21 protein-coding genes are annotated in these 26,152 nt (G+C 69.8%); 6 read left to right on the forward strand and 15 right to left on the reverse strand.

Features of this window, described 5'->3' with window-relative positions; translation table 11 throughout:
* Positions 1-380: 380 nt before the first annotated feature.
* Together dapE and CJ197_RS09490 are read right to left on the reverse strand one after the other, a co-directional pair.
* Positions 381-1,484, reverse strand: coding sequence for a succinyl-diaminopimelate desuccinylase (gene dapE, locus CJ197_RS09485; protein ID WP_233190798.1), 1,104 nt, complete (start codon positions 1,482-1,484; stop codon positions 381-383).
* Between the two features lie 91 nt (positions 1,485-1,575).
* Positions 1,576-3,354 carry an FAD/NAD(P)-binding protein gene (locus tag CJ197_RS09490; RefSeq protein WP_102236504.1) on the reverse strand — a complete coding sequence of 593 codons (1,779 nt, stop codon included), beginning with the start codon at positions 3,352-3,354 and terminating at the stop codon, positions 1,576-1,578.
* Positions 3,355-3,528: 174 nt separating this feature from the next.
* On the opposite strand from CJ197_RS09490, the gene CJ197_RS09495 reads away from it, so the two are divergent.
* Positions 3,529-4,446 carry a hypothetical protein gene (locus CJ197_RS09495; protein ID WP_102236505.1) on the forward strand — a complete coding sequence of 306 codons (918 nt, stop codon included), beginning with the start codon at positions 3,529-3,531 and terminating at the stop codon, positions 4,444-4,446.
* Between the two features lie 40 nt (positions 4,447-4,486).
* On the opposite strand, the gene CJ197_RS09500 is transcribed toward CJ197_RS09495, so the two are convergent.
* Entirely contained in the window at positions 4,487-5,815 is a 1,329-nt protein-coding gene (locus CJ197_RS09500; protein ID WP_158239426.1) for an MFS transporter, read from the reverse strand.
* A 91-nt stretch (positions 5,816-5,906) separates the two neighbouring features.
* On the opposite strand from CJ197_RS09500, the gene CJ197_RS09505 reads away from it, so the two are divergent.
* The 3 genes from CJ197_RS09505 (at position 5,907) to CJ197_RS09515 (ending at position 8,668) form a co-directional block, all read left to right on the forward strand.
* Positions 5,907-6,581 (forward strand): helix-turn-helix domain-containing protein, encoded by a 675-nt coding sequence (locus CJ197_RS09505; protein ID WP_102236507.1) that lies wholly within the window; start codon positions 5,907-5,909, stop codon positions 6,579-6,581.
* Positions 6,582-6,675: 94 nt separating this feature from the next.
* The gene (gene dapD, locus CJ197_RS09510) at positions 6,676-7,668 is read left to right on the forward strand and encodes a 2,3,4,5-tetrahydropyridine-2,6-dicarboxylate N-succinyltransferase (RefSeq protein ID WP_102236508.1); all 993 of its coding nucleotides are present in this window, start codon (positions 6,676-6,678) and stop codon (positions 7,666-7,668) included.
* A 40-nt stretch (positions 7,669-7,708) separates the two neighbouring features.
* A complete protein-coding gene (locus tag CJ197_RS09515) occupies positions 7,709-8,668 on the forward strand; it encodes a hypothetical protein (protein WP_102236509.1) in 960 nt (319 codons plus the stop codon).
* A gap of 54 nt (positions 8,669-8,722) precedes the next feature.
* On the opposite strand, the gene pflA is transcribed toward CJ197_RS09515, so the two are convergent.
* The 6 genes from pflA to fdxA form a co-directional block, all read right to left on the reverse strand.
* A complete protein-coding gene (gene pflA, locus CJ197_RS09520; protein ID WP_102236510.1) occupies positions 8,723-9,577 on the reverse strand; it encodes a pyruvate formate-lyase-activating protein in 855 nt (284 codons plus the stop codon).
* Between the two features lie 99 nt (positions 9,578-9,676).
* Positions 9,677-9,928 carry an autonomous glycyl radical cofactor GrcA2 gene (gene grcA2 / locus CJ197_RS09525; RefSeq protein ID WP_102236511.1) on the reverse strand — a complete coding sequence of 84 codons (252 nt, stop codon included), beginning with the start codon at positions 9,926-9,928 and terminating at the stop codon, positions 9,677-9,679.
* Positions 9,929-10,007: 79 nt separating this feature from the next.
* The gene (locus CJ197_RS09530; RefSeq protein WP_102236512.1) at positions 10,008-12,116 is read right to left on the reverse strand and encodes a pyruvate formate lyase family protein; all 2,109 of its coding nucleotides are present in this window, start codon (positions 12,114-12,116) and stop codon (positions 10,008-10,010) included.
* Between the two features lie 280 nt (positions 12,117-12,396).
* On the reverse strand, positions 12,397-13,746 hold the full coding sequence (locus CJ197_RS09535; protein ID WP_102236513.1) for a citrate synthase: 1,350 nt from the start codon (positions 13,744-13,746) through the stop codon (positions 12,397-12,399).
* Positions 13,747-13,807: 61 nt separating this feature from the next.
* Positions 13,808-14,989, reverse strand: coding sequence for a succinyldiaminopimelate transaminase (dapC, locus tag CJ197_RS09540; RefSeq protein ID WP_102236572.1), 1,182 nt, complete (start codon positions 14,987-14,989; stop codon positions 13,808-13,810).
* Between the two features lie 34 nt (positions 14,990-15,023).
* Complete coding sequence (fdxA, locus tag CJ197_RS09545) at positions 15,024-15,356, reverse strand: ferredoxin (protein WP_102236514.1); 333 nt, start codon at positions 15,354-15,356, stop codon at positions 15,024-15,026.
* A 114-nt stretch (positions 15,357-15,470) separates the two neighbouring features.
* Between fdxA and CJ197_RS15570 the strand changes: the two genes are divergently transcribed.
* Positions 15,471-15,833, forward strand: a complete 363-nt coding sequence (locus CJ197_RS15570) for an acetyltransferase (RefSeq protein ID WP_233190800.1) — start codon at positions 15,471-15,473, stop codon at positions 15,831-15,833.
* 117 nt (positions 15,834-15,950) lie between these two features.
* On the opposite strand, the gene CJ197_RS09555 is transcribed toward CJ197_RS15570, so the two are convergent.
* From CJ197_RS09555 to CJ197_RS09580, 6 genes are all read right to left on the reverse strand, one after another.
* Positions 15,951-16,403: a hypothetical protein gene (locus CJ197_RS09555; protein ID WP_102236515.1), complete on the reverse strand. Its 453-nt coding sequence runs from the start codon at positions 16,401-16,403 to the stop codon at positions 15,951-15,953.
* Between the two features lie 4 nt (positions 16,404-16,407).
* On the reverse strand, positions 16,408-18,339 hold the full coding sequence (gene typA / locus CJ197_RS09560; protein WP_102236516.1) for a translational GTPase TypA: 1,932 nt from the start codon (positions 18,337-18,339) through the stop codon (positions 16,408-16,410).
* Positions 18,340-18,544: 205 nt separating this feature from the next.
* Positions 18,545-20,386, reverse strand: coding sequence for an ABC transporter ATP-binding protein (locus tag CJ197_RS09565; protein WP_102236517.1), 1,842 nt, complete (start codon positions 20,384-20,386; stop codon positions 18,545-18,547).
* Positions 20,383-21,339 (reverse strand): ABC transporter permease, encoded by a 957-nt coding sequence (locus tag CJ197_RS09570; RefSeq protein ID WP_102236518.1) that lies wholly within the window; start codon positions 21,337-21,339, stop codon positions 20,383-20,385. Before CJ197_RS09570 ends, CJ197_RS09565 begins: the two co-directional genes overlap by 4 nt.
* A complete protein-coding gene (locus CJ197_RS09575) occupies positions 21,329-22,258 on the reverse strand; it encodes an ABC transporter permease (RefSeq protein ID WP_102236519.1) in 930 nt (309 codons plus the stop codon). Before CJ197_RS09575 ends, CJ197_RS09570 begins: the two co-directional genes overlap by 11 nt.
* A 120-nt stretch (positions 22,259-22,378) precedes the next feature.
* Positions 22,379-23,815, reverse strand: coding sequence for an ABC transporter substrate-binding protein (locus CJ197_RS09580; RefSeq protein ID WP_233190802.1), 1,437 nt, complete (start codon positions 23,813-23,815; stop codon positions 22,379-22,381).
* Between the two features lie 528 nt (positions 23,816-24,343).
* Between CJ197_RS09580 and pgi the strand changes: the two genes are divergently transcribed.
* Positions 24,344-26,050, forward strand: coding sequence for a glucose-6-phosphate isomerase (gene pgi, locus CJ197_RS09585; RefSeq protein ID WP_102236521.1), 1,707 nt, complete (start codon positions 24,344-24,346; stop codon positions 26,048-26,050).
* The last annotated feature ends 102 nt before the right edge of the window (positions 26,051-26,152 follow it).

Consider the following 26,152-nt stretch of genomic DNA (forward strand, 5'->3'; position numbering starts at 1 on the left):
GCAGTCTCGACACCCGATGCCGGCACCCACGTTACGAAGAGACCTCAGACGAGCTGGGCCGTGTCCCTATCAGCGGTCAACGCGTGTCTCTCGACCGGGCGGCAACACCCCCCGGACCATTGATGGCAGGGCAACAAAGCCATACCCGGCCGAGCGACCAGACCCCCGACCATCAGGGGTGCTCACAAGGTAACGGGGGGGCGAATGTCGCAGTGGGCCGCTGCTGCGATGGCACCGTGGGGCCGCTGTCGCGATGGCGCAATGGGGCCGCTGTCGCGATGGCGAAATGGGGCTGCTGTCATCACGACGGCCGACGGGCCGCCCTGCCGGGCGCGCCGACGGCCCGACTCAGCGGATCAATGGCTCAGCGGCGCTGAAGCTCAGCGGATCAGGAACCGCCGCAGCCCGATGAGCGCCGTCTCAAGATCCGCGAGCGGCACGTGCTCGTCATCGGTGTGGGCGAGCAGCGGGTCTCCGGGGCCGAAGTTCACCGCGGGGGTGCCGAGCGCCGAGAACCGTGCGACGTCGGTCCAGCCCTGCTTGGCCTCGACGGCAACGTCTTCTCCGAGGGCGGCGAGGAAGTCCTGGGCGGCGGGGGCGCTGAGGCCGGGCAGCGCACCGGCGGCCGCATCGGTCACCTCGATGTCGACGTCCAGGTCCGCGAGCAGTTCGCGCACATGGGCTTCGGCCTGCTCCAGGCTGGTGTCGGGGGCGAAGCGGTAGTTCACGGTGAGCGCGGCATGATCCGGGATGACGTTCCCGGCGATGCCGCCGCTGATCGACACGGCGTTGAGGCATTCGCGGTATTCGAGCCCGTCGATCACGGCGCGGCGCGCCTTATAGGCGGCCAGGCGCTCGAGCACGGGGGCCAGGTGGTGGATGGCGTTGTCCCCCACCCAGTCGCGGGCCGAGTGCGCGGCGGTGCCGCGAGCGGTGACTTCGAGCTTCATGGTGCCCTTGCAGCCGCCCTCGACCCCGGCGCTGGTGGGCTCGCCGAGGATCGCGAAGTCCGCTGCGAGGTGCTCGGGGTGCTCGGCGGCGATGCGGGTGAGGGCATTGTCCGCGGCGGCGACCTCTTCGTGGTCGTAGAAGATCCAGGTGAGGTCCATGGGGGCGGCGTCGGCCTCCACGGCGAGTTTGAGCAGTACGGCGACGCCGCCCTTCATATCGCAGGTGCCGCGGCCCACGAGTTCCTCGCGCCCCTCCCGGGTGCGCCGCATGGAGGGGAGGTTGTTCGCAACCGGGACGGTGTCCAGATGCCCGGCCAGCAGCACTCGCTGCGGCAGGCCGCGGTCGGTGCGGGCGATCACGGTGTCGCCGTCGCGGATCACGGTCAGGTGGCCGGCGTGGGTGCGCAGGGCCTGCTCGACGGCATCGGCGAGGGTCTTCTCATTCCCGGACACGGATTCGATGTCCACGATCGCGGCGGTGAGCTCGACGATATCGGCGTGGGGGTCCAGGACGGGAGCGGCGGTGGCGGTCATGCCCGCCATCCTGTCACGGCCGGGCCGGGACGTCGCGGCCGACGGGGCTGGCAGCGTGGGTGCGTGACCGCGGCGGCCCACGCTCCCCCGGTCAGGTCCCCGCCTGCCCCGCCTCGGGCAGCGCCCCAGCGGCACGGGCGAGCCGCAGCGCGACCGCCTCGGCGTGGCGCAGCAGCTGCGCGCCGGTGCCGGGCTCCGCGGTGATCGCAGAGCCGGGCTGGGCGGTGGTCACGGGCACGCCGAGCATCAGGCGCCGCTCGTACACGGTCCCGTCGGCCCCGATCGGTGCGTACAGACCATCGACGGCGATCGACCCGGTGGCCACACGCTTGCGGCTGCCGCGGGAGGCCCAGGAGTCGCGCTGGACCTCGCCGCGGTCGCGCCAGGCACTGATCAGATGGCTGCGCCAGTGGGTGAGGTCCACGCCCGGCAGGTGGGCTTCGAGCACGCCGTCGGCGAGGGCGACCAGACCTTCGGCGCCGCTGATCGCGAAGCGCCCGGAGGCGTCATCGGGCTCGATGCGCATGCGCGGGCCGATGAAGGTCACCAGCCCCGCTTCCTCGAGGGCCAGCAGCTGGCGCACCCGCAGCACCGGCGGGCCGGAGGCCCAGGAGGCGAAGGCGTTGCGCAAGTGCCCGTCGATATCCGCACGCACCGACTCGGTGGTGTACGCGCCGAGGTCCACCAGACGGTTGACCTGGATGCGCAGGGCGATGAGCACCCGATAGACCAGCAGCCAGGCAGAATCCGGGGCGGTGGCGCGGTGCAGGGCCTCGCGCAGTTCGTCGCGGGTGCGGCGGTGCGCATCGTGGCTCGCGCCGCCGCGGCGCCCGAAGGGGAACAGCACGCGAATGAGAGCCTCGTCGTCGGCCCATTCATGGTGCCCCTCCTGGGCGAGGGCGCGCCGCAGTTCGGCGAACATCAGCGGCATGACGTCCTTCTCGTGGTCCACCCCGGCGGGGCGCACGGCCAGCTCGAGGACGCGTTCGGAGGTGAGGACCTGCGGGGTGTACGGCGCGGGCATGCGGTCGCCGAGATCGGGCTTGGGGCGATAGATCATGCCGGAGCGGGAGCCGACGAGCAGATGCGGCTCCCCGCCGCCGGGGATATACCGCAGGCCGGAGGGAGCCTCGGGGGCGGGCTCGAAGCGACCACCGGCGACGGTGGTGAGCATGCCGATGGCGTCGTAGAAGTTCAGGCCCATGCCCTGCACGGCGATGCGCTCGCGGCCCAGCAGGGAGGCGTAGTCCACGTCCAGGGGGTTCGCGGGGCCGATGTGGATCAGGCCGTAGCGGTCCGCCGCTTCGGCGAGCTGCGCGGAGCGGGGCGAGAGGGTGGTGGGCAGGTGGCCAAGGGCAAGGGCCACAGCGTCGGCGCGCAGGGTGCGACCGTCATCGAGCTTCACGCGCTGCGGCCCATCGGCCGGGCCGATGACGTCCACGGCCTCCGCGGCGTGGGTGACGATGCGCAGCCGCGCGGGGTCGGCGTCGGCGCGGGCGGTCTCGAGCACGGCGGCGAGGTACCTGCCGTGGGCGGCGCGCGGCGCGAAGTCGGTGGGGGCGAGACCGTCGGCGGCCAGGTGATCGGCGAGGGTGTCGCGGCGCGGAACCGGCAGGATCGAGCGGCAGGACTCATCGGGGTACATGGTGGTCTGGCAGGTGGTGGTGTTCATCAGCAGCACCTCGTCCTGGCCGGAGCGCCAGACCGCCCCGCCGAGGCCCACCTGCGGGTCCACCAGATGCACCGTGACCTGCCCCTGCCAGGCATCGGTGAGGGAGGCGGCCACCAGGCGCTCGATCACCGCGGTGCCCCGGGGCCCGGCCCCTATGACGACGACGGTGCGGGCGAGCTCGGCGGCAGAGGTGGTCATCGGGCCAGTATGCCGCGGTGCGGGGGGCCGGGATGCGTCGCGGCGTCCCCTCCCCCTCACACACTTCGCACTTTTCCTGGCATCCGCGCGACCATGCCAGGAAAAGTGTGAAGCGGTGACGATAGGGCGGGGCGTCGGAGTGGGGCCTGCAGCGCGGATGAGAGAATGCGGGGCATGTCGAGCCCCGATGCCGCCTCGCCGCCCGACCCGCTGCAGGACACCACGCCCCAGGCCGCAGATACCGACCGTGGCAGCGCCCTGCTGCCCTGGGGCGGCCGCGTCGCCCGGATCCGCGCGGCTGTGCGCGAAGACGTGCTGCCCAGCGAACGAGCGGACGCGGATGCGCTGGTGATGACCGCCTGGCTGACGGCTGACCAGCGGAAGCGGTACCTGGAGGGCCTGCGCGCCCGCGACGACTCCGAGGACTTCGCCCGCGCTCTGGCCGATGAGCGCCGTGTGGTGCTCGAGGAAGGGGCCGATCCCGTGCCCGATGAGCTGGAATCCGCCCGCGCGGCCGAGAAGGCGGCACGCCAGATTCCGCTGCGGCTGCTGGAGGCGGCGCTGCTGCTGGTGGCGCTGGCCCTGGTGATCATGGGGCTTCGTGAGCTGGTTCCTCCCCGCAGCGCGGCCGGTCTCGCGGTGCTGTGGTACCTCGGCGGGGGGATCTTCGCCGCGATCGTAGCTGCCGCGGTGGGCCGTCTGGCGACGCGGCGGCGGGATAAGCAGCTGCTGGACTGGGCAGTCTCGCGCCCCGGGCAGCTGGGACGCGGTCTTCCGCTGCGGCGGCCGCTGCAGGGCGAGTCCCTGGGGCCGGCGATCGTGCAGGGCCTAGGGCCGGCGCTGCTTGTGGCCGTCGGGGTCATCAGCATCGTGGCGGGTGCGTCGGTGCTGCTCATCGTGCTGCTCTCCCGCGAGGGTCAGAACATGGTGCCGATGAGCATCTGGGCTCTGGTCGGCGGTGCGCTCGCGCTGATCCTCGCGGTGCTGATGTCTTACCTGCGGGCACGCAGGCTCTGGACCATGGCTCGCCGGACGCGTGCCGCGCAGTGGATCGGCGCGGCTCCGGCGGTCGAGGACTCCGACGGGATCTGAGGCGGCAGGGGCGCCGCGGCGCATTGGCGCTGCGGCAGGCTCAGGTGCGCTCCAGCGCATCGGCCTCCGACGGGGCGGACTCGGAGGTGCCGTCCGCGAGCAGCCCGCGTTCACGGGCGAAGTCCTGCCAGCGCGGAGAGGTCGGCACCTGCCGCAGGTCTCGGCCCAGCAGCACCACAAGGGCCCCGGCGGCGGTGATCACGGCGAAGACGAGCATCGTCGGCAGGGCTCCGACGAGGTCCAGGCCCCAGCCGGCGATCGCGGGTGCGAGCGGCATCATGCCCATCGCCCCAAGTCCCATGAAAGCGCCGACGCGCCCCATCATCGCCCGCGGGGTGAGATGCATGAAGAAGCCCTGGCTGCTGGCGTTCAGGGCGGGCAGCCATAGGCCCATCACGGCGTAGGCCCCAGCGATCCACCACATCGAGGGCAGCAGCGGGATCACCGCGCCGAGCACGGCTAGCAGCAGCAGCGGCGCGGCAGTCAGGATTCCAGTGGGAACCCGGACGACGAGCCAGGGCGCGAGGAGGGCACCGAGGAGGATCGACGCGGCCAGCACCGTGTTCAGCAGGCCGATGCGCGCAGCCGGCACGCCCTGATCGGCGAGGTTCAGCGTGACCGCGAGCAGCAGCCCGTTCGAGCCGAGGTTCACGAGCATCGCGCAGGCCATAAGCTGCAGGCGGATGGACTGCGAGCGGACCCAGGCCCAGGCTTCCCCGAGCTCTTCGCGCACACGGCGGTGCGGCGCATCGGCGGTGCTCGACCGGTAGTCGCCGCGCAGTGCGAAGGTCGCGAGCAGCGAGCCGAGGTTCCCCAGCAACTGGGCGAGGGCGGGCAGGGCGATGTTCACCGCGAGCAGCGCACCGCCCGTAGGTCCGGCTGCCATCTCGATGGCCGCACCGCGTCCCTCGTTGACGGAGACGGCGCGGGGCAGCTGCTCGGGGGTGACGATCTGCTTGAGCATGGGGTCCGAGGCCGAACCGAGCAGGGTCCCCCGCGCGGCATTGACGAAAGCGATCGTGGCGAGCACCGTCAAGCTCCCCCAGCCCTGCAGCAGCACGACGATGAGCAGGGCTTGCATCACCATGCCGGTGACAGCGGCGAGCAGCCGCAGGCGCCGTCGGTCGTAGCGGTCGGCGAGTAGGCCGCCCGGGATCATCGCCGCCAGCGTGCCGAGTCCCTGCACGAGCCCCACCATGCCCGTTGCGGCCAGAGAGCCGGTGACGGCGAAGGCGACGAGCGGGAAGGCGAACATCCCGATGCCCGCCCCGAGATCGAGGGCCGTCCCACCGATCACCCAGGCGAGGTATTCACGGTTGCGGCGCAGCGGCGGAGCGGGGGTGGCGGGGTTGTCCGCGATGTCGGTCATACCGGAGACCATACTCACGCACCATCTATTGCGCACTTGTTTTTGCGCACCGTCTGATGAGACATGGGCGCCTCGCGTTTACGCTGGGTCCATGGCCTCCGATGACATCCCGCGCCCGATGGGGCCGCGCCATGCCTCTCGTGATCAGTTGCGCGCTCTCGCGCACCCGCTGCGCCTGGAGATCATGACGCGCGTGGGCCGACGCGGCACCGCCCGTGCCGCGGACATCGCCGCGGATCTCGGCATCCCGGCGAACTCCGTGAGCTACCACCTGCGGATCCTCGCCCGCGGCGGCGTGATCGTGGAGGCGCCGGAGGCGGCGCGGGATCGGCGCGACCGGGTGTGGACGCTCGCCCAGCATTCCTTCGAGCACGGACAGCGCGCGTCGAACAACCCCGGGGAAAGAGACCGCGACTATCTCGACGCCTCCGCCGCGACGTCACTGGCCGGCATTGACTGGTTCCGCAACGCGTGGACGCGGCATCTCGCCACGCTGCGGGACAGCTCCGCGACGTCTGAGGGGAGCTCCTCGCAGGGCACCCTGCTGGCCATGGATCTGCGCATGTCCCCGCAGCAGGCGGAGGAGCTCACCGCCACGATCACCGCGGCGATCAAGGACGCGAACCGACTCAACCGCGATGAGCACGGCGTGGATCTCCCCGGTGATCCGGACTCCGAGGGCTGCGCACAGGACTTCCGCATTCTGTTCGCGATCACGGAAGACTCCCCCGGCGCCCCGGACCACCCCGCCCCGCACAGCGACTGACGGCCCTCGCCCCTCTCCGCCCACGCCCACGCGTGGCGCACCCCGCATCGCGCCGTCAGCACTCCCCCAGCGCACCCTCCGTAGACTCGGGTCCATGACGACTTCGAGCACCCCGACCTCGCCCGACGCCACGAAGACCCCCACCCGCGCCTGGGGCATCGGCTTGGCCACCCGCGCCGCCGACGGCTCCACCCTGGATGTCTGGTACCCGGCGCCGCAGCTCGGTGAGGCCCCCGCGGAGACTGAGGCCCATCCGCTGCATGCCCAGCTCGGCGGTGCCGCGCGCACCGATGAGGTGCGCGGCACCACCCAGGAGGTCGTGGTGCGCGCGATCGAGCTGGCCGCTCCCCCGGCCGATGCTGAGGACGCCTACCTGCGTCTGCACCTGCTCTCCCATCGGCTCATCCGGCCCAACGCCCAGAACCTCGATGGGCTGTTCGGGAAGCTCACCAACGTGGTGTGGACCTCCGAGGGCCCCTGCGCCGTGGCTGGTTTCGAGGAGACACGGCTGCGCCTGATCGCCGCGGGCCGCACCCCCACGGTGCTGAGCGTCGACAAGTTCCCGCGCATGGTCGACTACGTAATGCCGACCGGGGTGCGCATCGGCGATGCGGACCGAGTACGGCTCGGCGCGCACCTCGCCGAAGGCACCACCGTCATGCATGAGGGCTTCGTGAACTTCAACGCCGGGACGCTCGGCACCTCCATGATCGAGGGCCGCATCTCCCAGGGCGTCATCGTCGGGGACGGCTCGGACATCGGCGGCGGCGCCTCCACCATGGGCACCCTCTCCGGCGGCGGCACCGAACGGGTCTCCATCGGCCGACGCTCCCTGGTGGGCGCCGAGGCCGGGGTGGGCATCGCCCTGGGCGATGACTGCGTCGTGGAGGCCGGGCTGTACGTCACCGCCGGCACGAAGGTTGAGCTGGTGGGCGAACGGGATGGCGAGTCCCGCGTGGTGAAGGCCAGCGAACTCTCGGGCGTGTCGAACTTGCTGTTCCGCCGCCATTCCCTGACCGGGGCGGTGCAGGCCGTGGCCCGCGCCGGGCAGACCGTCGCGCTGAACGCCGACCTGCACGCGAACTGACCGGACCCACACGCACACGGCACAGCGGGGACGGCACAAGGTGGCAGCACGCGCGCGGCAGCGCCGCGGATCGCGCAGCATCACCCGCCGCTCCCCGCTGCGCCATCTCGTGATGCCGCTCGTCCTCGTGCTGCTGCTGGGCGGTATCGCCGGGGGCAGCTATGTGGCGCTGCAGCGCTACGGCACGCCCGTCGGTGAGGGCACGTGCATGGCGACAGGCCTGGGGACGAGCCACCGCTACACCGTCGAGCGGGTGGCGAATGCGGCGCTGATCAGCGCGGTCGCGGTGGACCGACAGCTGCCGCCGCGCGCCGCCTCGATCGCGCTCGCGACCGCGTACCAGGAGTCGCAGCTGCGCAACATCGACTACGGGGACCGTGACTCGGTGGGCCTGTTCCAGCAGCGGCCCTCGCAGGGCTGGGGCAGCGTCGAGCAGATCATGGACCCCGTCTACTCCACGAACGCGTTCTATGACGCGCTCGAGCAGATTCCCGGCTACGCCGAGGGCGACATCAACGATGTGGCGCAGCGCGTGCAGCGCTCCGGCCATCCCGAGGCCTACCGGGATCACGAGACCGAGGGGCGGCTGTATGCGAGCGCGCTGACCGGGCAGAGCGGTCCGAACCTCGTGTGCACCCTCGGGCTGGCCCGCGGCACCTCCTCCCCCGAGATGGTGCGCGAACAGCTGGTGCGCCAGTTCCCGCGGGCGGTCGAGTCCGGCCGGATCGGCGTGACGCTGGATTCCGCCCGCGCCGTGGCCGGGCAGGTGCCGACGCACGCGGGAGCGACCGCGCTCGTGCTCGATCCGGGCGACGATGAGGCCCTGGGCTGGGCGCTTGCCAACTGGGCGGTGGCCCGCGCGGCCGAGGATGCGGTGGTGCAGGTGTCCTACCGCGGGCGAGCCTGGGAGCGCGCCGCCCGCGGCGCCGACGCCGAACGCTGGGGCGAGGTCGCCGGCGGCGCCCCGGAGCGTGTGGTGGTCCTGGTCAGCGGGGGCTGAGCGTCCCGAGGCGCACTCCCCCGGGCGCAGCGCCCCTCGCCTCACCTGCGCAGGTCAGTGCGTCTCGATGCCCCGGGCGCGGAACTGCTCGCGCACCCGCTCCACCGTCTCCTTGCTGGGCGGCTGGGCGTCCCGGAGCTTGTACTCCATGCCCAGCGCATCCCACTTGTCCTGGCCCATGTTGTGGAAGGGCAGCACCTCCACGCGCTCGACCACATCCCTCCAGCGGCAAACGATGTCGGCGATGTTCTCGACGTTCTCCACGTCGTCGGTCCATTCGGGCACCACCACGAAACGCACCCAGATCTTCACGCCCTTGGCGTTCAGCCGGTCGCCGAAGTCGATGGTGGGCTGCAGGGCTCGCCCAGTGAGCTTCTTGTAGGACTCCTCGCTGCCGGACTTCACGTCCAGCAGCACCAGGTCCACGTTGTCGAGGAAGGAGTCGGTGGCCACGGCGCCGAGGAACCCAGAGGTGTCGATCGCGGTGTGCACCCCCATCTCCTTCGCTGCCCGCAGCACGTTCTTGGCGAAGGCGGGCTGCATGAGCACCTCCCCGCCGGAGAGGGTGATCCCGCCACCGGAGGCCTCGAACACCCGCCGGTAGCGCTTGATGCGGCGCACGATCTCCTTGAGGGTGACATCCCGCCCCCGGCGCATCTCCATGGTGTCGGGGTTGTGGCAGTACACGCAGCGCAGCGGGCAGCCGGAGAAGAACACGGTCAGGCGCGTGCCGGGACCGTCCACTGCGGTGACCAGCTCCCAGGAGTGGATGGAGGCCAGTTCCCCGCCGCGGATCGCGGCCAGGCGCTCCGAGCGCTCCAGCTCGGCTTCGGCCATGCCTTCGATGCCGGCGCCGGTGCGTCGGTTCTCGATCGGTGTGGCCAGGCGCAGGTCGATGCTTCCGCCCATGTCTCCTCCTCGACCGAAGCGCCGGGCGGCCATGCCGCCCGGCGCCTGCGGTGATCAATGATCGTCGTGCGTCAGATGCGCCCTACCGGGCGCGGGCGCTCAGGCGCCCTGGTGGAAGGTGCGGTTCAGCACGTCCAGCTGCTGCTCGCGGGTGAGCTTCACGAAGTTCACCGCGTAGCCCGACACGCGCACGGTCAGGTTCGGGTAGTTCTGCGGGTTGTCCATCGCGTCCTGCAGCGTCTCCTTGTTCAGGACGTTGATGTTCGCGTGGTACAGCCCGGACTCCATGTTGTTGTTCTCGCGGTTGGCCTTCATCGAGGCGAGCCGCTCGTCGAACGTCTTGGTAGCCATGTGGTTCTCCTTCGGTGGTGCGATGTCCCGGGGACGGGGCCGTCCTCGGCGGTCAGTGGTGGTCAGGGGCCGGACGGGGTCAGTCCTCGTCCATGATGAAGCCGGCGTCCAGGATGCCCGTGAGGTTCTTGACCTGCTCCTCCTTGTTGCGGCCCAGGCCCTGCGGGGTGATCGTGTTGGTCAGCGAGATGCCGTCCAGCGCGTCGTTGTAGTCCAGCTTGCCCACGCTCAGCATGGAGGCGACCATGCCGTGGGTGTCGGCGCCGTTCTCCGGGTTCGCGCCCGGCGAGAAGGGGGTGCCCTTCACGTGGCCCGACGGGAAGGAGCCGGTGGCCTTGCCGTACACCACGTTCGAGGTGATGGTCAGCACCGACTGGGTCGGGATCGCGTCGCGGTACATCGGGATCGCGTTGATCTTCTGCATCACGGTATGCACGATCGTCGCGGCGATGTCGTCGGCGCGGTCATCGTCGTTGCCGTAGCGGGGGAAGTCGCCCTCGGTGATGTAGTCCACCACCAGGCCGGTCTCATCGCGCACCGGGGTGACCTTCGCGTACTTGATGGCCGACAGGGAGTCCGCCACGATCGCCAGACCCGCGATGCCGCAGCCCATGGTGCGGACGATCTCGGAGTCGTGCAGCGCCATCTCGATGGACTCGTAGGCGTACTTGTCGTGGCTGTAGTGGATGATGTTCAGGGCCTCCACGTAGGTGCCCACCACCCAGTCCAGCATCTCCTCGTACTTGGCCCAGACCTCGTCGAAGTCCAGCGGTCCGTCGCCCTCGATCGGGGTGTGGCCGGTGGTGACCTGCTTGCCGGTCATCTCGTCGCGGCCGCCGTTGATGGCGTACAGCAGGGACTTCGCGGCGTTGACGCGGGCGCCGAAGAACTGCATCTGCTTGCCGACCTTCATCGGCGAGACGCAGCAGGCGATCGCGGCATCGTCGCCCCAGCGGTCACGGATCTGCTTATCGGACTCGTACTGCACCGAGCTGGTCTCGATGGAGATGGCCGAGCAGAAGTTCTTGTAGCCCTCGGGCAGCTCCGGATCCCAGAAGATGGTGATGTTCGGCTCCGGGGCGGGGCCCAGGTTCCGCAGGGTCTGCAGCAGGCGGAACGAGGTCTTGGTGACCTGGCTGCGCCCGTCCTCGCCCATGCCGCCATCGGACCAGGTGGCCCAGTAGGGGTCGCCGGAGAAGATCTGGTCATAGTCGATGGTGCGCAGGAAGCGCACGATCCGCAGCTTGATGACCAGCGCGTCGATGATCTCCTGCGCCTCCTGCTCGGTGATCGTGCCGGCAGCCAGGTCGCGCTCGAAGTAGATGTCGAAGAACGCGGACAGGCGGCCGATGCTCATCGCGGCGCCGTCCTGGCTCTTCACGGAGGCGAGGTAGGCCATGTAGGTCCACTGCACGGCTTCCTGCGCGGTGGCGGCCGGGCGCTTCAGGTCCAGGCCGTAGAGCTCACCGAGGGTCACCAGCTTCTTGAGCGCCTTGATCTGCTCGGCGTGCTCCTCGCGGTAGCGGGCCCAGTGCTCGCTGAACGGCTGATCGGCCACCGAGTCCTTGGCCTGCTGCTTCTCCTCGATGAGGAAGTCCGCGCCGTACAGGGCCAGGCGGCGGTAGTCGCCGATGATGCGACCGCGGCCGTAGGCGTCCGGCAAGCCGGTGATGATGTGGCTGGAGCGGGCGGCGCGGATGCGCGGGGTGTAGATGTCGAAGACACCGTCGTTGTGGGTCTTGCGGTAGCGGGTGAAGATCTTCTTGATCTCCGGCTCCGGCTCCTTGCCCGCCTCCTTGATGGCGGTCTCGACCATGCGCCAGCCGCCGAAGGGCATCATGGCGCGCTTGAGCGGCACATCGGTCTGGAGGCCCACGACCACGTCGTCGTCCTCGCTGATGTAGCCGGCGGGGAAGGCGTCGATATCGGCCGGGGTGTGGGTGTCCACGTCGTAGACGCGGCGGCGACGCTCCTCGGAGAGGTAGTTCTTCTCCAGGTGGTCCCACACGCGCAGGGTCTTCTCGGTGGGGTCGGCCAGGAAGCTGGCGTCACCGTCGTAGGGGGTGTAGTTGCGCTGGATGAAGTCGCGGACGTCGATCTTCTCCTGCCACGGGCCGACAGCGAAGCCCTTCCAGGCGTCAGGGCCCGCAGCTTCGGTGTCCGGGCGTTCAGTGGTGGCAGTCGTCATGGGGTCCCTCCTCGATACGGAAGGGTCCGGCGGGATCGAAGGCCGATCAGGTCGAGCCCTTCCTCTGTGACACCACCAGGGTACCGGCCGCCCCCCGAGCTGTCTCGGGGCCTATAGTCCCGCCTCTGACCTGCACAAATGCGAGCTCGATCACGGCGAACATCAGTCCTCCGACCCTTGCGTCGAAACGGTGTGACGGAGCCGACGAAAACACGCCGCGAGCCCGTCGAAGGTCCGACGGGCTCGCGGGCAGGCGGGACGTGAGACGGGGCTGGGCGGATCAGCCGCGCTCTTCGATCTCCTTCTGCAGCTCGGCCAGACGCAGTTCGCTGGTTCCGGTGCGCTCGCCCATGGGCGTGTAGTCGCGCTCGGTCTGGCCGACGTACACCTGGCGCGGGCGACCGATCTTCGTCTCCGGGTCGTGGATCATCTCCTGCCACTGAGCGATCCAGCCCGGCAGGCGGCCCAGTGCGAACAGGACCGTGAACATGCGGGTGGGGAAGCCCATCGCCTTGTAGATGATGCCGGTGTAGAAGTCGACGTTGGGGTAGAGCTTGCGCTCGACGAAGTAGTCGTCGGCCAGGGCGATCTCCTCGAGGCGCATCGCCATGTCCAGTCGCTCGTCGTGCACGCCCAGGCGCTCCAGGACGGTGTCGGCGATGGACTTCACGATGCGGGCGCGCGGATCGTAGTTCTTGTACACCCGGTGGCCGAAGCCCATCAGGCGGATGCCGTCCTCCTTGTTCTTCACCTTCTCCATGAAGTCCCGCGGGTCCATGTCGCGGTCGCGGATCTCGTTGAGCATCTCCATCACGGCGGCGTTGGCGCCGCCGTGCGCGGGACCGGACAGAGCGCCGATGCCCGCGGAGATCGAGGTGAACAGGTTGGCCTGGGCGGAGCCCACCAGGCGCACGGCGGAGGTGGAGCAGTTCTGCTCATGGTCCGCATGCAGGATCAGCAGCTGCTCCATGGCCCGCACGATCACCGGGTCGGCGATGTATTCCTCGACCGGGAACCCGAAGGTCAGGCGCAGGAAGTTCTCGATCAGAGAGAGGCGGTTGTCCGGGTACAGCAGGGCGTGGCCCTGGGCGATGCGGTGCGCGTAGGCAGCCATGGTCGGCAGCTTCGCGAGCAGCCGCACGGAGGAGACCCGCACCTGCTCCTCGTCGAAGGGATCCAGGGAGTCCTGGTAGAAGGTGGACAGGGCGGAGACCCCGGCCTGCAGCACCGCCATCGGGTGGGCGTCGCGCGGGTACCCATCGAACAGGCGCTTGAAGCGCTCATCGAGCAGGGTGCGCCGCTCCACCTGGGCGCAGAAGTTGTCGAGCTGGCCGCGGGTGGGCAGCTCCCCGTGAATCAGCAGGTAGGCGACCTCGAGGTAGCTGGAATGCTCGGCGAGCTGCTCGATGGGGTAGCCGCGGTAGCGCAGGATTCCGGCATCGCCGTCGATGTAGGTGATCGAGCTCTTGACGTTCGCGGTGTTCATGAAGCCCGGGTCATAGGTGACGTCCCCCGTCTCCTTGCGCAGCGGGCCGATCGCGATGCCGGAGTTGCCTTCCACCGCGGGGACGACGGGCAGGTCGAGGGTCTGGTCACCGTGGGTGAGGCGGGCGGGCGTCGCGTGATCCATGGGCTCTCCGTTGTGCGTGGTCGGATCGGTCAGGCGGGGGCGCGCCCCCGAGAGTGTGCGGTCAGCGGCTCGTGAGGCGCGAAGCGGCGGCAGCGATCCGCTCATCGGTCGCGCTGAGCGCGATGCGGACATGCCCCGCGGCTCCCTCACCATAGAACATCCCCGGTGCCACCAGCACACCGAGCTCAGCCAGACGGTTCACCGTGGTCATGCCGTCCTCACCGAAGGTGGTCCACAGGTACAGCCCGGCCTGGGATCCGGTGACCTGGCCGCCGGCGGATTCGAGGGCGGGCAGGAGGGTGTGTCGGCGGGCGCGGTAGCGCTCATGCTGGGCCGATGGGGCCTCGTCGTCGCCGAGCGCTGCCGTCATCGCCGCCTGCACGGGGCTAGGCAGCATCATCCCGGCCTGCTTGCGCACGGCGATCAGCTCGCCCACCAGGTCAGGATCCCCGGCGACGAAGGCGGCGCGGTAGCCGGCGAGGTTCGCCTGCTTGGACAGGGAGTGCACGCACAGCAGGCCGGTGAGGTCACCGCCGCTGACGCGCGGATCCAGGATGGAGGGGACCTCGCGGACGGTCCAGGGCAGCAGGGCGTAGCACTCATCAGAGGCGATGATGATTCCGCGCTCGCGCGCCCAGGCGACGATCGCCGTCAGCTGCTGGGCATCCAGCACCTCGCCGGTGGGATTCGACGGGGAGTTCAGCCACAGCAGGCGCAGGTGCCCAAGATCCAGGTCCGCGGGCAGCGCCGCATCACCGCGGGCGGCGAGGTCGGCGATATCCACCGGCACGGGCCGGGCGCCGACGAAGCGGGCGCCCATGTCGTAGGTGGGGTAGGCGATGTGGGGGAAGGCGACGGCATCGTCGGCGTCGATGCCGAGCTGGAAAGGCAGATGCGCCACGAGCTCCTTGGAGCCGATGGTGGGCAGCACGTGCTCGGCCGTGAGCGCGGCAGCGGCACCGCGGCGGCGGTGCAGGAAGTCGGCGATCTCCTCGCGCAGGGCCGGGGTGCCGATGGTGGTCGGGTACCCGGGGCTGTCCGCGGCATCGGCCAGGGCCTGCTGCACGCAGGCAGGGGTCGGGTCCACGGGCGTGCCCACGGACAGATCCACGATGCCGTCCGGATGCTCTGCGGCTCGGGCCTTGGCCGCCGCGAGTGCGTCCCAGGGGAATGCGGGCAGGCGCCCGGCGAGCGAGCGGCGCGGCGCGGGGGTCGGAGCGCTGGTCGTCTCGGCGTCGGCCATGCCGGGGGCCTGGGCGGCGTCGGTCACGGGAGGATCAGTCCTCCAGCGGGTTGGGCTGCGGCGGCAGAGCCTCGATGATCGGGTGATCCTTGTCGATCACACCCATCTTCGCGGCGCCGCCGGGGGCGCCGATCTCGTCGAAGAACTCGACGTTGGCCTTGTAGTACTCCGCCCATTGGTCCGGGGTGTCGTCCTCGTAGAAGATCGCTTCGACGGGGCACACCGGCTCGCAGGCGCCGCAGTCCACGCACTCATCGGGCTGGATGTACAGCATCCGGTTGCCCTCGTAGATGCAGTCCACGGGGCACTCGTCGACGCAGGCGCGATCCTTCACGTCGACGCAGGGCAGGGCGATGACGTACGTCATGGGGTGGCTTCCTTCCGTCTGCGACGGGCTCCATCCTCTCACCTCAACGCACCCGGGGGCGCCTGCACCCCGCCGTGACCCGAGGCACAGGGGCAGGCGCGGGATACTGGGCGCATGGTCGAGGAGAGCGCTGGACAGGACGCGGAGCACGAGCAGGCGCCGCCCCCGCACACACAGACCCCGCCCTCGCAGCATCGCGCACCGTCGCCCGCGTCTGCTGGCGAGTCCGCACGTCCCCGTGCGGGGTGGGCGCCGTTCCTGCAGGTGGGGCGGCGTGTGGTGCTGCGCTATGCGATCGACCGCGAGGCCTCCCCGCACGGCGAATCGATGAGCGATGCCCTGGGCACGATCCTCGCCGCCGAGGAGCAGGTGGTGCGCGTGATGACGCGGCGCGGGGAGTTGGCGGTGCCGCGGGCGCTGGTCATCGCCGCGAAGGAGGTCCCTCCCCCGCCGGTGCGCCGCCCCCGCAGCAGCTAGCCCGCAGCGCATCACGCGGTGCGGCAGGCCCGCTCAGGTGCAACAGCCCCGCTCAGGCGGCGCGACCCGCGCCCGGCGCGATGCTCACGGCCGCGCCCGTCGCGCCTGGCGCGGTCCTCACGGCCGCGTCCGTCGGGCCCGGCGCCTTGCGCCGATGCTCACCACCGCCGCGACGATGAAGGGGATCAGGATCCCCAGGGCCTGCACCACCAAGCCGGAGTACTGGACCTGGTCGCCGATCTGTGCGGGGAACAGCACCCCACCGCCCGCGCCGCGGCCCAGGAACGGCGTGGCAAGCAGCCCCCACAGCATGCCCACCACCAGCAGCGGCAGGCGCGCCCCGCTCGCCGCCCACAGGAACACGCAGATCACCACCTGCAGCACCGCCGCGAACAGCAGACCCACCGGCAGGGTCAGGCCGGCGACGTCCACGCTCACGCGGTGCGTGGTGACCATCAGCAACACCGAAATGATGGTGAGCACCACGGCCATCGCCACCTGCACCATCCGCGCCCCCAGGGAGGTGCGGTCGATGGCAGGTGGCCCGTCGGGCCGGGCCGGGGTGGTCATCGCCTCACGCCCCGGGCTTCCCGGACTTCACGCGCGAGAGGGCACGACGCCGCTCGGTGGGGTCCAGGATCACCTTGCGGATGCGGATGATCTCGGGGGTGACCTCCACGCACTCGTCCTCGGCGGTGAACTCGAGAGACTCCTCGAGCGTGAGCTTGCGCGGCGGCACCAGGTTCTCGAAGGAGTCGGCGCTGGCCGCACGCATGTTGGTCAGCTTCTTCTCCTTCGTGATGTTCACGTCCATGTCCTCATTGCGGGAGTTCTCCCCCACCACCTGGCCCATGTAGACCTCGCTGGTGGGCTCGACGAAGAAGGTGCCGCGCTCCTGCAGGTTGATCATGGCGTACGGGGTCACCGCACCGGGCCGGTCGGCCACCAGGGAGCCGGTGGAGCGGAACTCGATCTCCCCCATCCAGGGCTCGTAGCCGTCGGCGTAGGAGGATGCGATGCCGTTGCCGCGGGTCTCGGTGAGGAAGCGGGTGCGGAAGCCGATGAGACCGCGTGAGGGCACCTGGAACTCCATGCGCACCCAGCCGGAGCCGTGGTTGCTCATGGTCAGCATGCGGCCCTTGCGGGAGGCCATCAGCTGGGTGACGGTGCCCAGGTACTCCTCGGGCACGTCCACGGTCATGCGCTCGACGGGCTCGTGCACGGTGCCGTCGATGGTGCGGGTGAGCACCGTGGGCTTGCCGACGGTCAGCTCGAAGCCTTCGCGGCGCATCTGCTCCACGAGGATTGACAGCGCGAGCTCGCCGCGTCCCTGCACCTCCCAGGCGTCGGGCCGTTCGGTGGGCAGCACCTTGAGGGACACGTTGCCGACCAGCTCGGCGTCCAGGCGGTCCTTGACCTGGCGGGCGGTGAGCTTGTGGCCCTTGCCGTTCTTGCCCGCGAGCGGCGAGGTGTTGATGCCGATGGTCATGGAGATCGCGGGGTCGTCGATGGCGATCAGCGGCAGCGGCCGCGGGTCATCCACATCGGCGAGGGTCTCGCCGATCATGATCTCGGGAATGCCGGCGACGGCGACGATGTCGCCGGGGCGGGCGGTGCGCTCCATCGGCACGCGCGTGAGCCCCTTGGTCTCCAGCAGCTCGGTGACCTTCATCGGCTTGGTCTGACCCTCGTGGGTGCACCAGGCCACCTGCTGCCCCTTAGCGAGCTCACCGCTTTTGATGCGCAGCAGCGCGAGGCGGCCCAGGAACGGGGAGGCGTCGAGGTTCGTGACATGGGCCTGCAGCGGCATATCGGCGTCATAGGCGGGGGCGGGGATCGCCTCGAGGATCGTGGCGAACAGCGCCTCGACGTCCTCCTCGTCCGGCAGGGTGCCATCGGCCGGCTGGGTGAGGGAGGCGCGCCCGGCCTTGCCGGAGGCGTAGACGACGGGGACATCCAGCACCGCATCCAGGTCCAGGTCATCGACCTCTTCAGCGAGGTCGGAGGCCAGGCCCAGCAGCAGGTCGGTGGTCTCGGAGACGACCTCGTCGATGCGGGCATCGGGCCGGTCCACCTTGTTGACCACCATGATGACCGGCAGCTTCGCGGCCAGGGCCTTGCGCAGCACGAAGCGGGTCTGCGGCAGCGGCCCCTCGGAGGCGTCCACCAGCAGCACCACGCCGTCCACCATGGACAGGCCGCGCTCGACCTCACCACCGAAATCGGCGTGGCCGGGGGTGTCGATGACGTTGATGGTGATGCCCTCGGGGTGGCCGATCACCGCGGCCGACGGTCCGTTGTATCGGATCGCCGTGTTCTTCGCGAGGATCGTGATGCCCTTCTCGCGCTCGAGCTCCCCGGAGTCCATCGCCCGCTCGTCGTGCTTCTCCCGGTCGCCGAAGGCTCCGCCCTGCGTGAGCATGGCGTCCACCAGGGTGGTCTTGCCGTGGTCCACGTGGGCGACGATGGCGACGTTGCGGAGGTCCGTGCGGTGCTGAATGGTCATACGCGGGTGCTCTTCCCTGGTAGCTGCTGGCGTGGGGCGCGCTGCGGGGCGTTGCGGTGCGCGCGGCACGACGGAGTTCGACCCGCTCCCGGGCCTCGGCGAGTCTATAACCTGCAGGGCCGACGGCGACGGGGCTGCCGTGTAACGTTCGACGCCCCGCAGACCAGGTGCTGCGGGGCGTCGAGCGTGCATGCTGCCGTCAAGCTCAGGCCCGACCGGCGGCGGCGAAGGGATCCACCGGTCCCTCCCCCTCCTCGGGCAGGTCCGCGCCCTCGGCCTTCTCCTCATCGGCCTCGCCGACGGGGGCGGTGACCTCAATGGTCTCCGAGCCGGCCAGCGGGATGTCGCCGCCGGGGATCGCGGCCAGCAGGCGCTTGGTGTAGTCCTGCTGCGGGGCGTGGAACACCTCATCGGTGGTGCCCTGCTCGACGACCTTGCCCTTCTCCATCACCAGGGTGTTGTCGGCGATCTGCCGCACCACCGCGAGGTCATGGGTGATGAACAGGTAGCTGAGCCCCAGCTCGGCCTGCAGGTCGTTCAGCAGCTCGAGCACCTGGGCCTGCACCAGCACGTCGAGCGCCGAGACGGCCTCATCGCAGATGACCACCTCGGGATCCAGGGCGAGCGCCCGGGCGATCGCGATGCGCTGACGCTGACCACCGGAGAGCTCATTGGGGAAGCGCCGCATCATCGTGGAGGGCAGCGCGACTTTGTCCAGCAGGTCCCGGACCTTGGCCTCACGGCTCTTCGCATCGCCGATGCCGTGGATCCGCATCGGCTCCTCGATCGTGCGGAAGATCGAGTACATCGGATCCAGGGTGCCGTAGGGGTTCTGGAAGATCGGCTGGACACGGCGGCGCAGCGTCTTCAGCTCCGCCCCCTTGTAGGCGGTGACGTCCTTGCCCTCGAAGAGCACCCGGCCCTCGGTGGGCTCGAGCAGCCGCAGCACCATCTGCGCGACCGTGGACTTCCCGGAGCCGGACTCCCCCACGATCGCGGTGGTGGTGCCGCGCTCAATCGCGAAGGACACGTCATCGACCGCGGTGAACGGGGTGCTCTTCCACGGCACGGCGCCGCGGATGGGGAACACCTTGGTGAGGTTCTCGACCTCGATCACGTGGTCGGTGCCGGAGTCCTCGGGCTCATGCTCGTGGGCGTGCAGCTGCGCCTGCTCGCGCACCTGGGCGCGCTCGGAGGCGGAGACCAGGCGGCGGGAGGCCAGCGACGGCGCGGCGGCGATGAGCCGCTTGGTGTACGGATGCTGCGGGTTCTGCAGCAGCTCGAGCGCGGGCCCGGACTCGACCACCCGCCCCTTGTACATCACGACCAGGTGCTGGGCGCGTTCCGCGGCGAGCCCCAGGTCGTGGGTGATCAGCAGCACCGCCACCCCGAGCTCCCCGGTCAGGGTGTCCAGGTGGTCCAGGATCTGCTGCTGCACCGTGACATCCAGGGCGCTGGTGGGCTCATCGGCCACCAGCAGGGTGGGCCGGGCGGCGAGGCCCATCGCGATCAGGGCACGCTGCTTCATGCCGCCGGAGAACTCGTGCGGGTACTGCTCGGCGCGGCGCCCGGCATCGGACAGCCCCGCTTCCTGCAGCAGCTCGACGGTCCGGGCCTTCGCCTCAGCCCCCTTGGCGACGCCGTTGGCGACCAGCGCCTCCTTGATCTGCGTGCCCACCCGCCACATGGGGTTGAGGTTGCTCATCGGGTCCTGCGGCACGAGACCCACGTGGTTGCCGCGCAGCGCCCGGATCTCCTTCTCGGAGGCGTGGGTGATGTCGCGGCCCTCGAAGATCACCGACCCGCCGGTGATGCGGCCGTTGGAGGGCAGCAGATGCGCGATGCTCATGGCGGTGGTGGACTTGCCCGAACCGGACTCGCCGACGATCGCGACGGTCTCCCCCGGGTAGACCTCGAGGTTCGCGCTGCGCACACCCTTGACCGGTCCGCTGGAGGTGGTGAAGGTGATCTCCAGGTCGCGGATCTGCAGCAGCGGGGCATCCGCGGCAGGGCGGTCCTCGACGGGGCTGACGGAGGTGGCGGTCATCGTTTCCTCGCCTTCGGGTCCAGCGCATCGCGCACCGCGTCGCCGAGCATGATGAAGCTCAGCACCGTCAGGGCCAGCGCGAAGGACGGGTAGAACAGCATCATCGGCTGGGTGCGCAGCGCATCACGGGCGGCGGCGATATCCCGCCCCCAGGACACGACGGAGGTGGGCAGGCCCACGCCGAGGAAGGACAGCGTGGCCTCGGCGACGATGAAGACGCCGAGGTTCACGGTGGCGGTGACGATCACCGGGGCGATCGCATTGGGGATGATGTGGCGCAGCAGCACGACGGGCCGCGAGGCGCCCAGCGCCGTCGAGGTCGGCACAAAGTCCTGGCTCTTGGTGGAGATCACCGAGCCGCGCATGATGCGGGCGATGTTCGTCCAGCCGAAGATCGACAGCACCAGCACCACGGTCCAGATGGTCATCTCTCCCACGCGGGTGGCGATGACGATCGCGCCCAGGATCATCGGGATCGCGAAGAACACGTCGGTGATGCGAGAGACGATCTCGTCGAACCAGCCGCCGAGGTAACCGGCGAGCGCGCCGATCACCCCGCCGATCAGGGTCGAGCCGATCATCGTGAAGAAGCCGATGAGCACGGAGGTGCGGGTGCCCCACACGGTGCGGGCGAGGATGTCGTAGCCCTGGCGGGAGGTGCCGAAGGGGTGCTCGCCGCCGGCGGGCTGATTGGCGTTCATCAGGTCGCCGTAGCTGGGGTCCTGGTCGCTGAAGATCTGCGGGAACGCGGCGACGAACAGGATGAAGGCGATCAGCAGGGCGGAGATGACGAACACGGGGTTGCGCACCAGGTTGTGCGCGGCCTCCGCCCACAGGGAGCGGGGCGCGGTGGAGGTGTCGACGGCGTCGACCTCCTGCAGCGGGGTCTCGTCCAGCGGCGCCACCCAGTGCTGGGTGGTGGGCCGACGGGTGGCGCGTGCGTCACTTGCCATAGCGGATCCTCGGGTCGAGCACGCCGTAGAGCAGGTCCACGACGAGGTTGGACAGCAGGAAGATGATCACCATCAATGTCACCAGCGAGACCACCAGCGGGCTCTCGCCGTCGTTGATCGACTTGAACAGCAGCGTCCCGATCCCGGGCACGTTGAAGATGCGCTCGGTGACGATCGCGCCGCCCATCAGGGCGCCCAGGTCCGCGCCGATGAAGGTGACCACGGGGATCAGGGAGTTGCGCAGGATGTGGCGGGAGACCACGCCGCCGCGCGAGAGGCCCTTGGCAGTCGCGGTGCGCACGTGGTCCGACGGGACCGTCTCGGCGATCGAGGTGCGCGTCAGGCGCAGGACATAGGCGAAGGAGACGGCGCCCAGCACGAAGCCGGGCACCAGGAGGTTCTCCCACGACGGGTCGCGGCCCACGTTGATCGGGGCGATCCCCAGCTTGACGCCCAGGACGAACTGGGCCACGAAGCCGATCACGAAGGTGGGGGTGGCGATCAGCAGCAGCGAGAGCATCAGCAGCGTGGTGTCGATGAAGGTGCCCTTGCGCAGGCCCGCGATCACGCCGGCGATGACGCCGAAGGTGGTCTCGACCGCCACGGCGATGAGCGCGAGCTTAAAGGTAGTGGGGAAGGCCTGGGCGATCTGCTCGGAGATCGAGCGGCCGTTGAAGCCCACTCCCAGGTCCAGCGTCACCACGTTGCCGAGGTAGATCAGCCACTGCACGAGCACGGGCTTGTCGAGGTTGTACTGCTCCCGCAGGCGCTGCTCGACGGCCGGGGAGATCGGCTTGTCTCCGGCGAGCGTGAGGATCGGGTCTCCGGACGTGTAGAACGTCAGCAGGTAGATGATCAGGGTGGCGCCGAGGAAGACGGGGATCATCTGCAGCAGTCGCCGCGCGATGTACCAGATCACGTCGTTCTCTTTCGAAGTCGGGAAGGGTCCGGGGTCAGCCCCCGGGGGCGCCCGGCGGGCCGGGCGCGCGACGGCGGGAACCGGAGGCTCCGGTCCCCGCCGTCAGGGTAGGTCAGCAGGTCACTTGGTGATCTGGTGGTACAGCGGCACGGTGTCCCAGCCGTACTCCACGTTGGAGACCAGCGTGGAGTAGCCGCCGAAGGTGTTCTGGTACCACAGCGGCACGACGGGCAGGTCCTCCATGAGGATCGCCTCGGCCTGCTTCCACAGCTCGATGGCCTCCTCCTCGCTCGCGGCGGCGAGACCGTCGGACAGCAGCTGATCGAACTCGGGGTTCTTGTAGTCGCCGTCGTTGGAGCCCTTGCCATCCGCAGCCGCGGAGCCGTACAGGGGGCCCAGGAAGTTGTAGGCGGAGGGGTAGTCGGCCTGCCAGCCCGAGCGCCAGGTGCCGTCGAGATCGCGCTTGCGGATCTGCTCGCGCATCTCGCCGAAGGCGGGGAACGGGGTGGGCTTGGCCTCGATGCCCAGGGTGTTGGACAGCGAGTTGCACACCGCCTCGACCCAGTCGGAGTGGGGGCCGTCGGCGTTGTAGGCGAGCGTCAGGGGGCCCTCGAAGGGGCTCATGCTCTCGGCCTCCTCCCACAGCTTCTTCGCCTCGGCCTCATCGAACTCGAGCACCTCGGCGCCGGGGATATCGGTGGCACCGCCGCCGGGGATCACCGGGGAGACGAAATCGGTGGCGGGGGTGCGGGTGCCGAAGAAGAGGTTGTCGCAGATGGTCTGGCGGTCGATGGCCCGCGAGATCGCCTTGCGGCGCAGCTTCCCGGCCTCGCCCTCGAAGTTCTTGTCGTACCCGGGCAGGGTGATCGACTGGAACACAGCGCCCTCGGTGTTCACCGCGCGCTCGCCCAGCTCGTCCTCGAAGGTGGACAGGGCGGAGTTGGGGATCTGGTCCACGACGTCGACGTTGTCCGAAGACAGGTCGTTGTACATGGTCTCCGGGTCTTGGTAGACGGTGAAGGTCAGCCCGGCGTTCTGGGCCTTGCGGGGACCGTCGTAGGACTCATTGGGGACCAGCACGAGCTCCTGGTCGTGGCTCCAGCTCTCGAGCTTGTAGGGGCCGTTGGCGAGCGGCGACTCGCCGAAGGCCTCCATGTCCTCGAAGGCGGAGGGCGGCAGCGGCATGTACGCCGAGTAGCCCAGGCGGGTGGGGAAGTCGGACTGGGCGGAGACCAGGCGCACGGTGAAGGTCTTCTCGTCCACGACCTCCAGGCCGGAGAGGGTCGCATCCTCGGCGACGTCCTTGGCGGACAGCTCCTTGTAGCCCTCGATGGGCTCGAAGAAGTACTGGCCGATCTGGGCGTTCGTAGCGTTGGCGCCGTAGTTCCAGGCGTCCACGAAGTCCTGGGCGGTCACCGGGGTGGAGCCGTCGGAGTAGGTCAGGCCCTCACGGATGGTGATGGTCCAGTTCTGGTTGTCCTCGGACTCGATGGACTCTGCGACGTCGTTCTCGGTGGAGCCGTCGGCCTTGTAGTAGACCAGGCCCGCCCACAGCATGGTGATGATCCGGCCGCCGCCGACCTCACCGGTGTTGGTGGGGATCAGGGGGTTCTCGGGCTCGGTGGTGTTGGCGTAGATGGGCTCGCCGGAGCCGCCGTCGGCTCCGCCGCCACCGCTGCCGCCGTTCCCGCCGTCACCGCCCCCGCCGCAGGCGGCGAGGGTCAGCGCGGCCGCCGCCGGCGGCGGTGCTCAGCATCATGGTTCGGCGCGTGAAGGCCATGGGGGATCTCCTGGTGCGTTTGAGGGGTCGGGACGCCTCGGGGGTCGCCCGCACCGCAATGTGCGGATCTGCCGAGTATGCAGCAGCTCATGTCAAGAGGCGTTCATCCTTCGATAACTTCTCGGTGACGGAACCTACACGTTCTCCGTCCGGGGTGCGAGATCTGCTGGATAGCGCGCCCCTCGATCAGTCCGCGCGACGGGCGCGCGGGGCCCGGGTTCCGACGGAGCCGCTCAGCATCTGAAGACCATCCCGGCCGCCTGCGGTCCTCGCCCGTCCCCGAGAAGAGGGTGTTCAATGGCCGTATGACTGCGACCTCTGCATCCGCCACCGCCGCAACCCCGCCCGTCGACCCCACCACCACGGAGGCCTGGGCCGCGCTGGAGGCCCACAGCCTCGAGCTGACCACCTCTCTGCGGGAGATGTTCGCCGCTGATCCGCAGCGCGCCGAGCGCTTCACCCTCGATGCCGCGGACCTGCACGTGGACCTGTCGAAGAACGCCATCACCGAGGAGACGGTCCAGCTGCTGCTGCAGCTGGCCCGCGAGGTGGGTCTCGAGCAGCGGCGCGAGGCGATGTTCACCGGTGCGCACATCAACACCACCGAGGACCGCGCGGTGCTGCACACCGCGCTGCGCCGCCCGGCCGGGGCCGCCCCCGCCCTCGAGGTCGATGGCCAGCAGATCGACCAGGACGTGCACGAGACCCTGCAGCGCGTCTACGCGTTCGCGCGCAAGATCCGCTCGGGCGAGTGGACCGGCATGACCGGCAAGCCGATCCGCACCGTGGTGAACATCGGCATCGGCGGCTCGGACCTCGGGCCCGTCATGGTCTACGAAGCGCTGCGGCCCCTCGCACAGGAGAGCCTCAGCGCCCGCTTCGTCTCCAACATCGACCCCACCGACGCGTATGCCACCACCGCGGATCTGGATCCCGAGACGACGCTCGTGATCGTGGCCTCCAAGACCTTCACCACCCTGGAGACCATCACCAACGCCCGCCTGGTGCGGCAGTGGCTGCTGGATGGTCTGCGTGAGCAGGCGGGACTGACCGCCGAGCAGGAGACCGAGGCGGTCGCCAAGCATTTCGTGGCGGTCTCCACGGCGCTGGACAAGGTCGAGGAGTTCGGGATCGACCCGGCCAATGCCTTCGGCTTCTGGAACTGGGTGGGCGGACGCTACAGCGTCGACTCCGCGATCGGGACGGTGCTCGCGACCGTGCTGGGCCCCGAGGCGTTCGAGGAGCTGCTGGCCGGATTCCACGCGATGGATGAGCATTTCCGCACCGCCCCCGCCGAGGCGAACGTGCCGTTGCTGATGGGCCTGCTGAACGTGTGGAACGTGAATTTCCTGGAGGCGGAGACCCACGCGGTCCTCCCCTACTCGCAGTACCTGCACCGCTTCCCCGCCTACCTCCAGCAGCTGACCATGGAGTCCAACGGCAAGTCGGTGCGCTGGGACGGCTCTTTGGCCACCACCGAGACCGGCGAGGTGTTCTGGGGCGAGCCCGGCACCAACGGGCAGCACGCCTTCTACCAGCTGATCCACCAGGGCACCCGGGTGATCCCCGCGGACTTCATCGCCTTCGCCACCCCGAACCATGCGCTGCGCGACGGCGAGCAGGACGTCCACGAGCTGTTCCTGGCGAACTTCTTCGCCCAGACCAAGGCGCTTGCCTTCGGCAAGACCGCCGAAGAGGTCCGCGCCGAGGGCACCGAGGGCGCACTGGTGGCGGCCCGCGAGTTCTCCGGCGACCGTCCCACCACCTCGATCCTGGCTGCGAAGCTCACGCCCTCGACACTGGGGCAGCTGATCGCGCTGTACGAGCACATCACCTTCGTGCAGGGCGTGGTGTGGGGCATCAACTCCTTCGACCAGTGGGGCGTGGAGCTCGGCAAGCAGCTGGCCAAGAACCTCGCCCCGGCTGTGGCCGGCGACGACGAGGCGCTCGCGCAGGAGGACTCCTCCACCGCGGGACTGATCCGCTGGTACCTCGAGCACCGCGAGGACTGAGCACCGCAAGGACGGAGCGCCGCCCGTCATAGGCGGCACAGGCTCAGAGGGCCCGGGGGGCTGACATGCCCCCGGGCCCTCGTTCGTCACCCCGCCACCCCT

The sequence above is a fragment of the Brachybacterium sp. UMB0905 genome, from assembly GCF_002871795.1.
Classification (GTDB): domain Bacteria; phylum Actinomycetota; class Actinomycetes; order Actinomycetales; family Dermabacteraceae; genus Brachybacterium.

What these genes read in the sequence shown, in the direction of transcription:
- pflA (WP_102236510.1), bottom strand. Translation starts at nt 9,577, where the DNA reads ATGGGCGGAAGCATCGACCTGCGCCTGGCCACACCGATCGAGAACCGA.
- pgi (WP_102236521.1), top strand. Translation starts at nt 24,344, where the DNA reads ATGACTGCGACCTCTGCATCCGCCACCGCCGCAACCCCGCCCGTCGAC.
- CJ197_RS09565 (WP_102236517.1), bottom strand. Translation starts at nt 20,386, where the DNA reads ATGACCGCCACCTCCGTCAGCCCCGTCGAGGACCGCCCTGCCGCGGAT.
- dapC (WP_102236572.1), bottom strand. Translation starts at nt 14,989, where the DNA reads ATGGCCGACGCCGAGACGACCAGCGCTCCGACCCCCGCGCCGCGCCGC.
- CJ197_RS09555 (WP_102236515.1), bottom strand. Translation starts at nt 16,403, where the DNA reads ATGACCACCCCGGCCCGGCCCGACGGGCCACCTGCCATCGACCGCACC.
- CJ197_RS09495 (WP_102236505.1), top strand. Translation starts at nt 3,529, where the DNA reads ATGTCGAGCCCCGATGCCGCCTCGCCGCCCGACCCGCTGCAGGACACC.
- CJ197_RS09530 (WP_102236512.1), bottom strand. Translation starts at nt 12,116, where the DNA reads ATGACGACTGCCACCACTGAACGCCCGGACACCGAAGCTGCGGGCCCT.
- CJ197_RS09570 (WP_102236518.1), bottom strand. Translation starts at nt 21,339, where the DNA reads ATGGCAAGTGACGCACGCGCCACCCGTCGGCCCACCACCCAGCACTGG.
- CJ197_RS09490 (WP_102236504.1), bottom strand. Translation starts at nt 3,354, where the DNA reads ATGACCACCTCTGCCGCCGAGCTCGCCCGCACCGTCGTCGTCATAGGG.
- typA (WP_102236516.1), bottom strand. Translation starts at nt 18,339, where the DNA reads ATGACCATTCAGCACCGCACGGACCTCCGCAACGTCGCCATCGTCGCC.
- dapD (WP_102236508.1), top strand. Translation starts at nt 6,676, where the DNA reads ATGACGACTTCGAGCACCCCGACCTCGCCCGACGCCACGAAGACCCCC.
- CJ197_RS09535 (WP_102236513.1), bottom strand. Translation starts at nt 13,746, where the DNA reads ATGGATCACGCGACGCCCGCCCGCCTCACCCACGGTGACCAGACCCTC.
- CJ197_RS09505 (WP_102236507.1), top strand. Translation starts at nt 5,907, where the DNA reads ATGGCCTCCGATGACATCCCGCGCCCGATGGGGCCGCGCCATGCCTCT.
- dapE (WP_233190798.1), bottom strand. Translation starts at nt 1,484, where the DNA reads ATGACCGCCACCGCCGCTCCCGTCCTGGACCCCCACGCCGATATCGTC.
- grcA2 (WP_102236511.1), bottom strand. Translation starts at nt 9,928, where the DNA reads ATGGCTACCAAGACGTTCGACGAGCGGCTCGCCTCGATGAAGGCCAAC.
- CJ197_RS15570 (WP_233190800.1), top strand. Translation starts at nt 15,471, where the DNA reads ATGGTCGAGGAGAGCGCTGGACAGGACGCGGAGCACGAGCAGGCGCCG.
- fdxA (WP_102236514.1), bottom strand. Translation starts at nt 15,356, where the DNA reads ATGACGTACGTCATCGCCCTGCCCTGCGTCGACGTGAAGGATCGCGCC.
- CJ197_RS09580 (WP_233190802.1), bottom strand. Translation starts at nt 23,815, where the DNA reads ATGCTGTGGGCGGGCCTGGTCTACTACAAGGCCGACGGCTCCACCGAG.
- CJ197_RS09500 (WP_158239426.1), bottom strand. Translation starts at nt 5,815, where the DNA reads ATGACCGACATCGCGGACAACCCCGCCACCCCCGCTCCGCCGCTGCGC.